This window comes from Nocardioides sp. (assembly GCF_035576065.1).
In the GTDB taxonomy this organism is placed as follows: Bacteria; Actinomycetota; Actinomycetes; order Propionibacteriales; family Nocardioidaceae; genus Nocardioides.
The window spans coordinates 147,220-161,743 of the sequence record NZ_DATLWX010000030.1; the positions used below are offsets into that span (position 1 = coordinate 147,220).

The window sequence follows — 14,524 nt, forward strand, 5'->3', positions numbered from 1 at the left end:
GAGACTTCCGGGGTGGAGATCGCCCTTTTCCTGGTCGCGCTCGTCGTCGTGGTGCTGGCCGGTGCTGCCCTCGCTGACCGCCTCGACGTGCCCGCGCCCCTGCTGCTCATCGCCCTCGGCCTCGTCGGCACATTCCTGCCGTTCGTGCCGGAGGTCCGTCTCGAGCCGGAGATCGTGCTGCTGGGGCTGCTGCCACCCCTGCTCTATGCCGCGGCGATCCAGACCTCACTGGTCGACTTCAACGCCAACCGTCGACCGATCCTCTTCCTCTCGATCGGTCTCGTCGTCTTCACCGCGTTCGGCGTCGGCGCCGTGGTCCACCTCGTCGTGCCGAGCATCTCGTGGCCGATGGCGATCGCCATCGGTGCGGTCGTGGCGCCTCCGGATGCGGTCGCGGCCACCGCGATCGCCCGCAGGATCGGCCTGCCTCGCCGGGTCGTCACGATCCTGGAGGGCGAGTCCCTGCTCAACGACGCCACGGCACTCGTCTCGCTGCGTACGGCGCTCGCGGCCGCGTCAGTGGGCGTGCACGCCGTCGAGGTCGGCCTCGACTTCCTGTGGGCCTCCGTCGGCGGTGCTGCCCTGGGCTTCCTCGTGTTCGTCGTGGTGGCCAAGCTCCGCAAGCTGGTCACCGACCCCTTGATGGACACCGCGATCTCGCTCGTGACGCCCTTCGTGGCCTACCTCCTCGCGGAGGAGCTCCACTCATCCGGAGTCATCTCGGTCGTCGTCGCCGGTCTGCTGCTCGGTCACAAGGCTCCGGTCATCCAGACGGCGCAGTCGCGGATCGCCGAACGCATCAACTGGCGGACCGTGGCCTTCCTGCTGGAGAACACCGTCTTCCTGCTCATCGGCCTCCAGGCCCGCTGGATCCTCGAAGGGGCCGCCGACAGCGACATCTCACCGGCCCGCATCGCCGGGGTGTGCCTCGGCGCTCTGCTCGCCACGATCGCGCTCCGTCTGGTCTGGGTCCTCGGCGCGCGCTCGCTGCTGGTCCGTCCCGGCGCCGACCCGGCCACCAGCGGGGTCGCACCGTGGCGCGACACCGTCATCATCGGCTGGGCCGGCATGCGCGGCGTGGTGACGCTGGCAGCGGCGTTCGTCATCCCCGAGGAGACCGAGCACCGGGAGGTGCTGCTCCTGATCGCCTTTGCCGTCGTGGCCGGGACGCTGTTCCTCCAGGGACTCTCCCTGCCCTGGCTCGCCCGCCGGCTGGGAGCACCGCCTCCGGACCCGCTCGAGGACGCCCTGGCCCGGGCAGCGTTGCTGCAGCAGGCCTCCAAGGCCGGCTTCGGCGCCCTCGACGAGCTGGAGCACGAGGACCCGCACGGGGTCTCCGACCTGCTCCGGCAGCGCGTGGAGCAGCGCAACTTCGCGGCGTGGGAGCAGCTCTCCACCACCCCCGGGCAGGAGTCGCCCAGCAGCCACTACGCCCGGGCCCGCCTGGTGATGATCGCTGCCGAGCGAGCGAAGGTGCTCGAGGTCCGCAACACCGGGGTGGTCGCCAGCGAGGTCGTCCGCGACGTCCTGAGGATCCTCGACGTCGAGGAGTCGATGCTCGACGTGGCGGAGCTCGACGACGACTCGACGACCGTGCGCGCAGTCCGGGTCGCGGCCGGCGACTCCTGTGACCATCTCGCCGCCGCCGGTCCCGCGACCGTGGCGGCCACCTCCGAGGAGATGGCGTGCGAGCAGTGCGAGGCGCTGGGGGCGCACTGGGTGTCCTTGCGGCGCTGTCTGTCCTGCGGCAATGTCGCCTGCTGCGACTCCTCCCCGCACCGGCACGCCACGGAGCACTTCCACGACACCACGCACCCCGTCATGCAGTCCGCCCAGCCGGGCGAGGACTGGCGCTGGTGCTTCGTCCACCACCTCACCGGCTGAGAGCGCATGCGAAACGCGCCGCCCCGCTGAAGCGGGACGGCGCGTCGCCGTACGTCAGATGGGGACGATCAGGCCTGCCAGAGCCGCACCCAGTCGACGTTCATCGTCTGGGGCAGCTTGGCGTCGCCGCCCTTCATCTGCGAGATCTCGTAGTCGGAGCTGAGCAGGCTCAGGATCGGGTACTGCTCCTGGCCCGAGACGCCGACCTTCGTGCGCCAGGTCTCCTTGCCGTCGATGCGGAAGATGTAGACCGAGGGGGTCCACTCGACGGAGAAGACGTGGTAGTTCTTCGACCAGCCGTCCTTGCGGTTCTTGAGGAAGGACGTGGAGTCCTTGATCCACGAGCCGGTCTTGACGTCCTTGCCCGAGCTGGTCTTCGAGTAGATGAACGAGGTCAGTCCACCCTCGGGGTGCTGGTCGCCGAAGTACTCGATGACGTCGATCTCCGCGCCGATGCTCTTCGGGCTGAAGGAGCCCGGGACGGTCGTTGCCGGCTGCATCCAGAAGCCACCGTGCTGACCGCGGAGCTTGTGCATCTTGATCCGGGCGGCCGCGAAGCCGTACTTGAGGGAGACATTGCCCTGCGTGCCGATGTGGCCGTTGAGCCGGTAGGCGAACTTGCCGGTCGACTTGCCGTCCTTCTTCGCGACGCACTTCTCAGCGGTGCGGGTCGGGTCCTTGATCACGCTGATCTTGACGGTGCCACCGCTCACGGCGACGGCGCGCGAGTCGCCACGCGAGCACTCGCGCAGGCTCGACGGCTCGTAGTTGACACCGCGGTGGGTCCAGCTCGGGCTGAGGCTGGAGCCGGTGAAGTCGTCGGTGAAGCTTGCCGTCAGCCAACGGGCGGTGCTGACCGGCTTGCTGGTCACGGCGCTGGCACCCTTGAAGCTGGCGGCGGTGACGCGATAGTTGAGGGCCTTGCCACTCTTGGAGATCGGGGCGCCGAACTGGGCGAGACCCTTGGAGGTGAGCTGGGTCTTGCTGACCGTCTTCCAGCTCGAGCCCTTCTGCACCTGGAGCGCGACCGGGCGGCCGGCCTTGGCGGGCTTGACCGTGGCGGTCAGGGCGGCCTTGGCGGAGCTGGCGCTTGCCGGGGTCCTGCCCTGCTGCACGATCTGCGGCATGGCGACCAGCTTGGCCTTGCTCTTGGCCTTGGCCTGGACAGCGCTTGTCCTGGTCGAGGTGTTGGCGGCGTCCGCTGTGGTGGTCGCGGTGACCATCAGCAGCGAGGTGGGCATGAGCAGCGCGGCGAACGTTCCAGCCACTGCGCGGCGGTTAGACATGAATTCTCTCTTCGGTCGGGTGCGTGTGAAACCCCCTGCATCCGTCGGAGGGCTTCATCACCATACGTGGGGGGCGAAGGTCTTCTGAATTCTGACTCACAAACGAACCACTTGGTTGTCATACGGCCGAACTCGTGCTCCTGGATCAGGTGGTCAGGGCGTCACGGACGGGCACGAACTTCGCCTGCGACTCGGCGAGCTCGGCCTCCGGGACGGACTCGGCCACGATCCCGCAGCCGGCGAAGAGCCGGACGGTGTTGCCGCTGACCTCGGCCGAGCGCAGCGCGATGCCCCACTCGCCGTCTCCGTGGGAGTCGATCCAGCCGACCGGCCCGGCGTAGCGGCCGCGACCCATGCCTTCGATCTCGTTGATGAGCCGGAGCGCGGGGGCGGTTGGTGTGCCTCCCACCGCAGCGGACGGGTGGAGCGCCTCGGCCAGCAGCAACGACGAGACGGTCGCGGCGTCGTGGACCACCCCGGCCACGTCCGTGGCGAGGTGCATCACGTTGGGCAGGTGCAGGACGAAGGGGACCTCGGGCACGTTCATCGAGGAGCAGTGGGGCTCGAGGGCGTCGGCGACCGAGCGGACGGCGTATTCGTGCTCCTCGAGGTCCTTCGACGACCGCGCCAGGGTGCCGGCGAGGGCGGCGTCACGCACCTCGTCACCTGTACGGCGAATGGTGCCCGCCAGGACTCGCGAGGTCACGAGTCCGCGCTCGCGGCGGACGAGCATCTCCGGCGTCGCACCGAAGAGTCCGTCGACGTGGAAGGTCCAGCACATCGAGTAGTCGCGGGCGAGCTCTCGCAGCGGCCAGCGCACGTCGACGGGCTCCTCGCAGGTCGCGACGAGGTCTCGAGCGAGCACGACCTTCTCCAGGTCGCCGGCGTTGATGCGCGCGACGGCATCGGCCACGACCGACATCCAGGCCTCGCTGTTGAGGGCACCGTCGGCGAAGCTCAGGCCGACCGGTGCCAGCGGCTGCTCGACGGGGGCCACCTCGGTCAGGTCCACGCCGACGGTCGTCAGCCAGGCGCGGTCACCCCGGCGACCGACGACGACCTGTGGCACCACCAGCACCGAGTCGCCGGGGTCGTCGGCGAAGCCGAAGGACCCGAAGGCCACCAGGCCCGTGCCTGGCTCGTTGACCTGGTCGTCGACCTCGGCCCGGCCGGTGACCTCTGACCACCACTTGTCGGCGTCGCGGAAGCGGGCGGTGCCGGACGTCCTGAGGACGGCGGCGACGCCCCAGCCGACGAGGCCCTGGCCTCGGCGCAGCCAGGTGACGGGTGCGTCGCTCGGCAGGAGGTCGAGCAGGGAGTCGGTCTCAGCCAGATCGACCGCGACCGTACGCACGACGAGGGGCTCGCCGGGGGTCGCGCTGGTCGTCACGACCATGGAGCCTACGCGGGGGGCGATGCTGCTCATCACGATCGGTAGACGATGACCTTGTCGCCGAGCTGCACCCGGCCGAAGAGCCAGCGGACGGCGTTGTAGTCGCGCACGTTGACGCACCCGTGGGAGGCGCCGTTGTAGCCGGTGGCGGCGAAGTCGGGGGAGTAGTGCACGGCCTGCCCGCCCGAGAAGAACATCGCGAAGGGCATCGAGGTGTTGTAGAGGCTCGAGACGTGGTCGCGCGACTTGCGGAACACCGAGAACGCGCCCTCGCGGGTCGGCAGCTCGTCGGAGCCGAAGCGCACGTCGAAGCGGAGCTTGACGACGCCGTCGACCACCCAGCGGAGCGAGCGAGACGACTTGTCGACGCACATGGCCCGACCCGTCATGCAGCGCGGATCGAGGGCGGGGCCGGTCGGCTCGATGTTGAACAGCTCGGCCTTCGTGGGCTCGCGCGTCATCTGGGCCAACCGGTCGAGGGTGCGTCGGTCCACTTCGCCGGTGACAGGGATCTTGCGCTTGGTCTGGAACCCGGTCACCGCAGCGGCGGTCTTCTCGTCGTAGACCCCCGTGACGTCCCCGGCGTACCAGTTGAGCTGTGCGAGCCGTGCCTGCACCCGGCGGACGGGGAGGCCCTGGTCACCAGCCCGAAGGATCGCGGGGCCCGGGGTGTAGATGTTCTTCAGGGCCTCCTTCGTCGGCTCGACGGTCTTGGCGAGGAGCTTGTCCCACGTGGCGCGGTCGACGACGCCGCTGGTGGGCCGCTGACGACGGGCCTGGAAGGTCCGGACGCCGTCGCGGGTCTCGGCGTCGAAGCGACTGGTGACGACCTCGGAGTGGAGGCCGAGCTGGTGCAGTCGGCTCTGGAGCTCGCGCACCCGCCAGCCGGTGTCGCCGAACTCGAGCCGGGTGAAGCCCGCACGCTCGCCCGTCGACTCCACGGTCGCGCGGGCCGACGTGGCGAACGAGAAGGCGCCCAGAGCCATGACCAGGGCCATCGCGAGCACGACGAGGAGGTGGAGGAAACGAGGCGTACGCATGTCGACAATCGTAGGGACGCCCACCTACATCGCGAATTCATCACCGCACTAGGCTCGCGGCCGTGGCCCGCGCGGAACTCGACAAGCAACCGACCGACGTCCGACGCATGTTCGACGCCGTCGCCAAGCGCTACGACGTCACCAACGACGTGCTGTCCCTCGGGCAGGACCGGCGCTGGCGCCACGACGTGATCGAGGCGGTCGACCCGTCCCCGGGTGACGTGGTGCTGGACCTCGCCGCCGGGACGGGCACGTCGAGCCAGCCCTTCGCCGACCGCGGGGCGACGGTGGTCCCGTGCGACTTCTCCCTCGGGATGCTCCAGGTCGGCAAGCGGGCACGACCGGGACTGCCCTTCACCGCTGGCGACGCCACGCTCTTGCCCTTCGCGGACGACACCTTCGACGCGGTGACCATCTCGTTCGGGCTGCGCAACATCGTCGACCCCGAGCGCGGGCTGCGCGAGATGCTTCGGGTCACCCGCCCCGGCGGCCGGTTGGTCGTCTGCGAGTTCAGCAGCCCGACCTGGACCCCGTTCCGGACCGTCTACATGGAATACCTGATGAAGGCGCTGCCGGCGATCTCCCGAGCGGTCTCGTCCTCGCCGGACGCCTACGTCTACCTCGCCGAGTCGATCCGCGCGTGGCCCGACCAGCAGGGCCTCGCGGCGCTGATCGCGTCGGCCGGTTGGACGGAGCCGCAGTGGCGCAACCTCTCGGGCGGAGTCGTGGCGCTCCACCGGGCCACTGCCTGACCCGCTCCACGCAATCCGCGTGCGTGATGGCTTGACTCGCCTGGGTGCGTACGCCCAGATGGCAATCCCCTCCGTTTCGTGCGCCACCACGAGGGTTTGGCTGATGTCGAACTCAGAACGACGTCCCGATGACTGAATGTCTGCTCGTGCCATCGGTGTGCCGGTGACATCTTTCTGGCCTTTGGTATGAGTCAATTCCTGTTCTTTCGGCTGATCCGCAGGCCCGAGGGTTGTCGCTAGCCTCCGTCCATGAACGTGCGCTCCCTCGGTTTCCGGACCGACCTGGCCCTGCTCACCGCGAGCGGCAGCGTGGTCGAGGACCTCGGGACCCACCTCGTGGTCCGCACGCCGGCCAACCCGTCCCACTTCTGGGGCAACTTCCTCCTCCTCGCCGAGCCGCCTGCCCTTGGCGGCGAGCCCGAGGTGGTCGGGGCGTTCCGCACGGAGTTCCCACGGGCCGACCACGTGAGCATCGGGATCGACGCCGCGGAGCTGTCCGAAGAGTCGCGGGAGGCGTTCGAGACTGCCGGCTTGACCGTCGACGTGGCGGCGGTGCTCACGGCAACCTCCCTGGTGCCGCCGCGGGACGTGGACGCCGAGGTGCGGCCGCTCTCCTCCGAGGAGGACTGGGAGAGTCGAGCGCGGCTCAGCCAAGCTCTCTACGCCCGCGCCGATGAGGACACCTTCCTCACGTTCGCGCGCGGACGGAACGAGCAGGAGAAGCCCCTCGTCGCTGCCGGCCGGGGCCAGCGCTTCGGGGCCGTCGTCGACGGCCGGGTCGTCAGCACGGCGGCGGTCTTCCGGACCGAGGACGGCGTCGCGCGCTTCCAGAGCGTCGAGACGCATCCCGATCACCGCCGTCGTGGTCTGGCGGCCGCGGTGGTCTACGCGGCCGGGACCCACGCCCTCGAGGACCTCGCGATCGGCACCCTGGTGATCGTCGCCGATGACGACGGTGAGGCGGTCCGGGTCTACCACCGCTTGGGATTCGTCGAGTCCGAGCGGCAGCTGATGCTGGAACAGCGCAGCGGCGCGTGGGCCGACATGGAGGAGGTGTAGGGACTGACCAGGGCCCGGATCGAGTCCGTCGGGCCGCGATCTCGTCCGCGACCCGACCTGCCCGCTTGCGGTCCTGGAGGACCTCGCAACCAGGGTGGAGGTCGAGCTCGCGCTACGACTGCGAACTCGGCAAGCGCCTATCGTTCGGGGACGCCTGCAGCGGACCATCGACGCCGCTGCCAGCATCGCCATCGTCGCTGCCGTCAGTGACGGGGTGATCGTCCTGGCGACGGGCCAAGGACCTCATCGGCATGAGTTCCCAGACCCTGGGGTGTTGGGGCTGGCGCCCGCAAGGTCTCAGGCCGGCCGAAGGAATGAGAAATGACCCATACCTTCGGCCAGGAAGATCGAGCCCGAGGACCAGTGGCATCGAACAGACGTTCAGCCATAGTGACATCGACGACCCGATGAGAGAGAAGAGACCTTTGAGCGCCACGACCAAGACCACGACCACGACAGAGCTACATGATCCACCCGCGCCGGTCAGAGCCAAGCTGACCGCCGCTTGGACCAGCTACATGTTCTTCTACATCTACGTCGACTACCTCCACCTGTACATCCCCGGCGCCGTCGACGACATCCTGGCCGGCGTCGTCTTCGAGTTCGACATCAGCCAGACCTTCGTCGTGTCTTCGCTCGTGATCGTGGGGATACCGGCCCTCATGATTCTGCTCTCCATGGCACTGCCCGCCCGCGCGAACCGCACGCTCAACCTGGTCGTGGCATCGCTCTGCATTCCCATCGCGGCCTTCAACGTGCTCGGCGCATCCTGGGTGTACTTCTACGGCCTCGGCGTCGTGGTCGAAGTGGCCATCCTCGTCTACATCCTCCGCTCCGCCTGGACCTGGCCCCGCACGGTGGCTTAGGAGGGAGATGCGGCGAGCGCGGTGGCCGCGGCAGCCAATCGCCTGATTCGGTCCCAGTCCTTGTCCGCGAGGGCGTCCGCTGGTGTCAGCCACGAGCCGCCGACGCACCCGACGTTGGACAGCGCGAGGTAGGACGGGGCCGTTGCCGCTGTGATCCCGCCCGTCGGGCAGAAGCGCGCGGCCGGCAGGGGGGACGCGATGGACGTGAGGTATGCCGCACCGCCCGATGCCTCGGCGGGAAAGAACTTCATCGCGGTGTGGCCCGCCTCGAGCACCGCCAGGGCCTCGGAGACTGTGGACGTGCCGGGCAGGAACCCGACGCCCGACGCGGCCATCGCCGACAACAGCGCCGGCGTGCAACCGGGGGACACGAGGAACTCGGCACCGGCGTCGATGGCCTGCTTCACCTGGCCGGGCGTCACGATGGTGCCGGCGCCGACCAGGATCTCGGGCACCTCGGCGGCGATCGCCGCGATGGCGTCGAGCGCGACGGGCGTACGCAGCGTGAGCTCGATCATCGGCAGCCCGCCCTCGACGAGGGCGCGAGCGACCGGGACGGCGTGGGCGAGGTCCTCGATGACGACCACCGGGACGACAGGGACGATCGACAACAGGGACTCAGGCGTGCTGGACAACGGGGATCTCCTCGTGGGGGGCGGGCAGCGGACGGATGACGCTGGCGCCGTTCTCGGCCGTGCCGACGATGGCGCGGAAGCCGGAGAAGAGCTCGCGCCCGGTGCCGGCCCACTCGACGTCATCGGGGGCCCGGCCGGTCATCTCGCGGTGGTCGAACTCGGCGTCCGGCACGTCGAGGTCCAGGGTGCCCAGCTCGGCGTCGACGGTGACCAGGTCGCCGTCGCGCACCCGGGCGAGCGGACCACCGAGCGCGGCCTCGGGGGTCACGTGGATCGCGGCGGTCACCTTGCCCGACGCACCGGACATCCGGCCGTCGGTGACGATCGCGACGCGTTGGCCGCGGTCCTGCAGCACGCCCAGGGCCGGCATCAGCTTGTGGAGCTCCGGCATCCCGTTGGCGGCCGGGCCCTGGTAGCGGATGACGGCCACCAGGTCCCGCCCGTCGAGCCGGCCTTCGGCGAAGGCAGCCAGGAAGTCGGCCTGGTCGTCGAAGACCACCGCCGGCGCGGTGATCACCCGGTGCTCCGGCGCGACCGCGGACGTCTTCACCACGGCTCGACCAAGCCGGCCCGACAGCATGCGCAGGCCGCCGTCCGGGGCGAACGGGTCGTCGGCCGGGCGGAGGACCGTGAGGTCGAGGGACTGCTTGGGCCCCTCCTCCCAGGCGACCGAGTCGCCGTCGAGGCGCGCTTCGGCCGTGTGCCGCCACAGTCCGCGGCCGGAGACCGTCAGCACGTCGTCGTACAGGTAACCGTGCTTCAGCAGGGTGTGGATGAGGAAGGGGGTGCCGCCGGCGGCGACGAAGTGGTTGATGTCGGCGCTGCCGTTGGGATAGATCCGGGTGAGCAGCGGCACCACGGCCGACAGGTCGGACAGGTCGTCCCAGGTCAGCGAGATGCCGGCCGCGGCTGCGATCGCGACCAGGTGCATCGTGTGGTTGGTGGACCCGCCGGTGGCCAGCAGCGCGACGCAGGCGTTGACGATCGCCTTCTCGTCGACGAGGTGGCCGATCGGTGTCGGCTCCCCACCGGCGGCGGTGATCGCGACGGCCCGCGCGCCCGCGGCGCGGTCCAGGGCGGCACGCAGGGGCGTGCCCGGGTTGGCGAAGGTGGCGTCGGGCAGGTGGAGGCCCATGACCTCCATCAGCATCTGGTTGCTGTTGGCGGTGCCGTAGAAGGTGCAGGTCCCCTTCGAGTGGTAGGACGCGGACTCGGCCTCGAGCAGCTCCTCGCGGCCGACCTTGCCCTCGGCGTACAGCTGGCGCACCCGCGCCTTCTCGCCGTTCGGGAGCCCGGACGTCATGGGCCCTGCGGGCACGAACACTACTGGCAGGTGCCCGAAGGACAACGCCCCGATCAGCATGCCGGGCACGATCTTGTCGCAGACCCCCAGCATCATCGCCGCGTCGAACATGTCGTGCGAGAGCGCGATCGCGGTGGACATGGCGATCAGGTCGCGGCTGAAGAGCGAGAGCTCCATGCCGGCGCGGCCCTGGGTGATCCCGTCGCACATGGCGGGCACGCCACCGGCGAACTGCGCCAGCCCGCCGGCCCGGACGATCGACTTCTTGAGCACCTCCGGGACGTCGCGGAACGGCTGGTGGGCCGAGAGCATGTCGTTGTACGCCGACACGATCGCCACGTTGGGCTTGCGACCCGATCGCAGCCCGGCCCTGACCGGCTCCTCGGAGGCGGCGAAGCCGTGGGCGAGGTTGGCGCACGCCAGCTTGCCGCGGGCCGGGCCCTTGTGGGTCGCTGCAGCGACGCGGGCGAGATAGGCAGCCCGGGTGCCGCGGCTGCGCGCGGAGATGCGCGCGGTCACCTCGGCGACGCCTGCGTTGATGGTGGTCATTCGGTCTCCTGCCAGGATCGGCCGTCCCGCTCGAGGAGCGTGACGGCGGCGACGGGTCCGTTGGTACCGGCGGGGTAGCGCCGCGGACGGTGGGTGGGCCGGGCCCAGTGGTCGAGGATCGGTGCGACCCAGGCCCAGGCCGCCTCCACCTCGTCGCGGCGCATGAACAACGTGGTGTTGCCGCGGACGACGTCCATGAGCAGTCGTTCGTACGCGTCGGGTGAGCGACCGCCGAAGGCGGCTGCGTAGCTTAGGTCGAGGGACACCGGACGCAACCGGATCCCGCCGGGGCCGGGCTCCTTGGCGGTCATGTGCAGCCGCATGCCGTCGTCGGGCTGCACCCGGATGTGCAGCCGGTTGGGCTCGGTCGCACCCTCGCTGTGCGGGAACATCGCGTGCGGCGGCTCCTTGAAGACCACCACGATCTCCGAGACCCGCTCCGACATCCGCTTGCCGGTGCGCAGGTAGAACGGCACGCCAGCCCAGCGCCAGTTCTGCACCTCGGTCTTGAGCGCCACGAAGGTCTCGGTGTGACTCTCGTGGCCGATCTCGTCGGCGTACGACGGGGCGGCCGCGCCGCTGCACAGGCCGGCGGCGTACTGCCCGGCGACGGCGTCGCGCTCGAGCAGCTCGGGGGTCATCGGTCGCAGGGCCTGGAGGACCTTGAGCTTCTCGTCGCGGACGGTCTCCCGGTCGACGTACGTCGGCGGCTCCATCGCGACGAGGCACAACAGCTGGAGGAGATGGTTCTGCACCATGTCGCGCAGCGCGCCGGAGCGGTCGTAGTAGGAGCCCCGGTCGCCGACGCCGAGCGACTCCGAGACGGTGATCTGCACGTGGTCGACCCAGTGGCTGTTCCACAGCGGCTCGAGGAAGGTGTTGGCGAAGCGCGTGACCAGGAGGTTCTGGACGCTCTCCTTGCCGAGGTAGTGGTCGATGCGGAAGATGTGCGACTCGTCGAAGACCCGGCCCACGGCCTCGTTGATGGTCTCGGCGCTCGCGAGATCGGTGCCGATGGGCTTCTCGAGCACGACCCGGGAGCGGTCGGTGGCCAGCCCGAGCTGGTCGAGGTGCTCGCAGATCGGACCGAACAGGGCGGGCGCCACCGCGAGGTAGAAGACCCGGATGACCTCCTCACCGGCAGCGCCGTCCTTGAGCCGGTCGTGCAGGGAGTGCCAGGCGGTGACGTCCTCGACGTCGAGCGTCACGTGGAGCAGTCGGCCGAGCAGGCGCTCGGTGATCGTCGGGTCCAGCTCCTCGGCCGCGACGTGCTCGACGAGGGCGTCCTTCACCAGCGCGCGGTAGCCCTCGTCGTCGACCTCGGCGCGCGAGACGCCGATGATCCGGAACTCGTCCGGCAGCTGGCCGTCGCGGTCGCGCAGGTAGAGGGCCGGCAACAGCTTGCGGAGGGCGAGGTCACCGGTGCCGCCGAAGACCGTGAAGTCACATGGCTCGACCGAAGGTCCGTTCATGTTGACTCACCGTACGGACCATTAGGGACCTTGACAACCAAAGATAGGTATTTGTGGAACAGAAGTGGCAGATGCTTGAATGCCGGGCATCATGTCCGCCGAGTCCACGACCGCCCCGACCGCCCCGCCGCCCGCCGGCGCGACTGCCGGCGACCTCCTGGACCTCATCCGCTCGGGCGGTGCGACCACCCGCGGCGAGCTCGGGCGGGTCACCGGCCTGTCCCGCACCGCGGTGAATGCCCGCCTCGCCGCGCTGGCCGCGGCCGGGCTCGTCCTGGAAGGCGATGAGGAGTCCGCGACGGGAGGCCGACCCGCCTCGACGCTCGTGCTCAACCGCGACGCCGGGCTCGTGCTCGCAGTGGCGATCGGCCGCAGCCGCTCCCAGCTGTCCGTCTGCTCGTTGGACGGCGTCGAGCTCGCCCAGGTCAGCCACGACCAGGAGATCGGTGTCGGGCCGGACGTGCTGATGCCGGTCGTCACGGGTCACCTCGCCCGGTTGCTGGCCGAGCTCGGCCGCTCGGGCGAGGAGGTGATCGGGGTCGGCCTCTCCTTGCCGGGGACGGTCGACCGTGAGCGGGTCGTGAGCGTCGACTCGCCAGCGCTTGCCGGCTGGGACGGCATCCCGCTTGCGCCGTACCTCCGCGAGGTCACCGACGCCCCGCTGGTGATCGACAACGACTGCAACGTGATGGCCCTCTCCGAGCGGGACGGTCACCTGCGCGACCATGACGACGTGCTGGTCCTCAAGGCCTCCACCGGGCTGGGCATCGGGATCATCGCCGGCGGCCGACTCATCCAGGGCCACCTCGGCGCCGCCGGCGAGATCGGCCACGTCAAGGTCGCGGCGGCCGAGGGGTTGCTGTGCCGCTGCGGCGACATCGGCTGCCTCGAGACGGTCGCCGGGGGCTGGGCGCTCGTCGAGCGGCTGCGAGCGCAGGGCCAGGAGGTCGACCACGTCCGCGACCTCGTCGCCCAGGCGGTGCACGGCAACGGTGCAGCCAGGTCGGTGGTGCGTGAGTCGGGGCGACGGGTGGGTGAGGCGCTGGCGGCCACGGTCACCGTCCTCAACCCCAGCGCCGTCGTCGTCGGCGGCGACATGGCGGGGGCGTTCGACACCTTCGCTGCGGGCCTGCGGGACACGCTCTTCCCGGCCACGACCGCGCTGGCCGGCCGCAACCTCCAGGTGCTGCCGTCGACGTACGGCGAACGCGCTGGTCTGGTCGGCTGCGTGCGACTCGCCCTGGAGGCCGTGCTGTCACCGCGAGCCGTGGATGCCGCGTTGGCGCGGGGGCGCGCATGACGAGTTCGACCATCGGCTGGCCCCCGGCCCGGTCGTGGAGGTGCTCGCCCTGGGCGCCACCGCACAGCGGGTCGACGTCACCGGCGGCGACGGGGTGCGCCGCAACATCGTCCTCGGCCACCGGAGTGCGGACGAGCGGCTGGCCAGCCCTGACCACATCGGCGGCACGATCGGGCGGTATGCCAACCGGATCGCCTCGGGGCGGTTCCCGCTCGACGGTCGCGAGGTCGTCGTCGGGGCCCACGACCGTGGGAACAGCCTCCACGGTGGACCGGACGGCTTCCACCGCCGGATCTGGGACGTCGTTGCGCACGACCGCGACGAGGTGGTGCTCAGCCTCGTCAGCCCGGATGGTGACCAGGGGTTCCCCGGCACAGTCCGCGCGCGAGTGACCTACCGCGTTGACGGCGACGCGGTCCGCGTCGTGATGGAGGCGACGACCGACGCGCCGACCGTCGTCAACCTGACCAACCACGCCTACTTCAACCTCGACGGAGAGGGCGCCGGCACGATCGACGACCACCTCCTGACCGTGCCGGCCGACGACTACACGCCGGTCGACGCCACGGGCATCCCTGTCGGGGGCCGTGCCCCGGTCGAAGGGACCCGGTTCGACCTCCGCGACGGGGGGAGGGTCGGGGACGCCGGCGGCATCGACCACAACTACGTGGTGCGAGGGGACGGCCTGCGCGTGGCCGCCGTCGTCGAGTCGCCTCGCACGCGCACCCGCCTCGAGGTGCACAGCGACCAGCCCGGGCTGCAGGTCTACACCGGCAACTTCCTCGACGGTACGCACATCGGGCCGAGCGGACGCCGCTACGACCGCGGAGCCGGCATCGCGCTGGAGCCCCAGTTCTTCCCCGACTCACCCAACCGGCCGGAGTGGCCCTCGGCCGCCCTCCGTCCTGGAGAGAGCTACCGCAGCGAGCTCGTCTGGCGATTCACGAGGCTCGGGCAGCTGGCGTTGCCCAGCGCCTAGGATGCG

12 protein-coding genes are annotated in these 14,524 nt (G+C 70.2%); 6 read left to right on the forward strand and 6 right to left on the reverse strand.

Annotated features, from left to right (window positions below):
* Positions 1–12: 12 nt before the first annotated feature.
* Positions 13–1,884 carry a Na+/H+ antiporter gene (locus tag VNJ48_RS14575; RefSeq protein ID WP_325603328.1) on the forward strand — a complete coding sequence of 624 codons (1,872 nt, stop codon included), beginning with the start codon at positions 13–15 and terminating at the stop codon, positions 1,882–1,884.
* Between the two features lie 68 nt (positions 1,885–1,952).
* Here the strand turns inward: VNJ48_RS14575 and VNJ48_RS14580 are convergent, their stop codons facing one another.
* The 3 genes from VNJ48_RS14580 to VNJ48_RS14590 all read right to left on the reverse strand — a co-directional run bounded on the left by VNJ48_RS14580 (position 1,953) and on the right by VNJ48_RS14590 (position 5,603).
* On the reverse strand, positions 1,953–3,170 hold the full coding sequence (locus VNJ48_RS14580) for a glycoside hydrolase family 16 protein (protein WP_325603330.1): 1,218 nt from the start codon (positions 3,168–3,170) through the stop codon (positions 1,953–1,955).
* Positions 3,171–3,315: 145 nt separating this feature from the next.
* Positions 3,316–4,566, reverse strand: coding sequence for an isochorismate synthase (locus VNJ48_RS14585; RefSeq protein WP_414689959.1), 1,251 nt, complete (start codon positions 4,564–4,566; stop codon positions 3,316–3,318).
* A gap of 29 nt (positions 4,567–4,595) precedes the next feature.
* Positions 4,596–5,603: a L,D-transpeptidase family protein gene (locus VNJ48_RS14590; RefSeq protein ID WP_325603334.1), complete on the reverse strand. Its 1,008-nt coding sequence runs from the start codon at positions 5,601–5,603 to the stop codon at positions 4,596–4,598.
* 62 nt (positions 5,604–5,665) lie between these two features.
* On the opposite strand from VNJ48_RS14590, the gene VNJ48_RS14595 reads away from it, so the two are divergent.
* The 3 genes from VNJ48_RS14595 (at position 5,666) to VNJ48_RS14605 (ending at position 8,280) form a co-directional block, all read left to right on the forward strand.
* Positions 5,666–6,355, forward strand: a complete 690-nt coding sequence (locus VNJ48_RS14595) for a demethylmenaquinone methyltransferase (RefSeq protein WP_325603336.1) — start codon at positions 5,666–5,668, stop codon at positions 6,353–6,355.
* Between the two features lie 249 nt (positions 6,356–6,604).
* Positions 6,605–7,414, forward strand: coding sequence for a GNAT family N-acetyltransferase (locus VNJ48_RS14600; RefSeq protein ID WP_325603338.1), 810 nt, complete (start codon positions 6,605–6,607; stop codon positions 7,412–7,414).
* A 425-nt stretch (positions 7,415–7,839) separates the two neighbouring features.
* Entirely contained in the window at positions 7,840–8,280 is a 441-nt protein-coding gene (locus VNJ48_RS14605; protein WP_325603340.1) for a DUF6326 family protein, read from the forward strand.
* Here the strand turns inward: VNJ48_RS14605 and eda are convergent.
* Genes eda through zwf form a run of 3 tightly spaced genes read right to left on the reverse strand, consistent with a single transcriptional unit; the run spans position 8,277 to position 12,239 of the window.
* Positions 8,277–8,915 carry a bifunctional 4-hydroxy-2-oxoglutarate aldolase/2-dehydro-3-deoxy-phosphogluconate aldolase gene (eda, locus tag VNJ48_RS14610; RefSeq protein ID WP_325603342.1) on the reverse strand — a complete coding sequence of 213 codons (639 nt, stop codon included), beginning with the start codon at positions 8,913–8,915 and terminating at the stop codon, positions 8,277–8,279. The two genes, VNJ48_RS14605 and eda, sit on opposite strands and share 4 nt — an antisense overlap.
* Positions 8,899–10,758 (reverse strand): phosphogluconate dehydratase, encoded by a 1,860-nt coding sequence (gene edd / locus VNJ48_RS14615; RefSeq protein ID WP_349255868.1) that lies wholly within the window; start codon positions 10,756–10,758, stop codon positions 8,899–8,901. Before edd ends, eda begins: the two co-directional genes overlap by 17 nt.
* Before the next feature lie 5 nt (positions 10,759–10,763).
* Positions 10,764–12,239 (reverse strand): glucose-6-phosphate dehydrogenase, encoded by a 1,476-nt coding sequence (gene zwf / locus VNJ48_RS14620; RefSeq protein ID WP_325603347.1) that lies wholly within the window; start codon positions 12,237–12,239, stop codon positions 10,764–10,766.
* Between the two features lie 91 nt (positions 12,240–12,330).
* On the opposite strand from zwf, the gene VNJ48_RS14625 reads away from it, so the two are divergent.
* Both VNJ48_RS14625 and VNJ48_RS14630 read left to right on the forward strand, forming a co-directional pair.
* A complete protein-coding gene (locus tag VNJ48_RS14625) occupies positions 12,331–13,539 on the forward strand; it encodes an ROK family protein (protein WP_325603349.1) in 1,209 nt (402 codons plus the stop codon).
* Positions 13,511–14,518 (forward strand): aldose epimerase family protein, encoded by a 1,008-nt coding sequence (locus VNJ48_RS14630; protein ID WP_325603351.1) that lies wholly within the window; start codon positions 13,511–13,513, stop codon positions 14,516–14,518. Before VNJ48_RS14625 ends, VNJ48_RS14630 begins: the two co-directional genes overlap by 29 nt.
* The last annotated feature ends 6 nt before the right edge of the window (positions 14,519–14,524 follow it).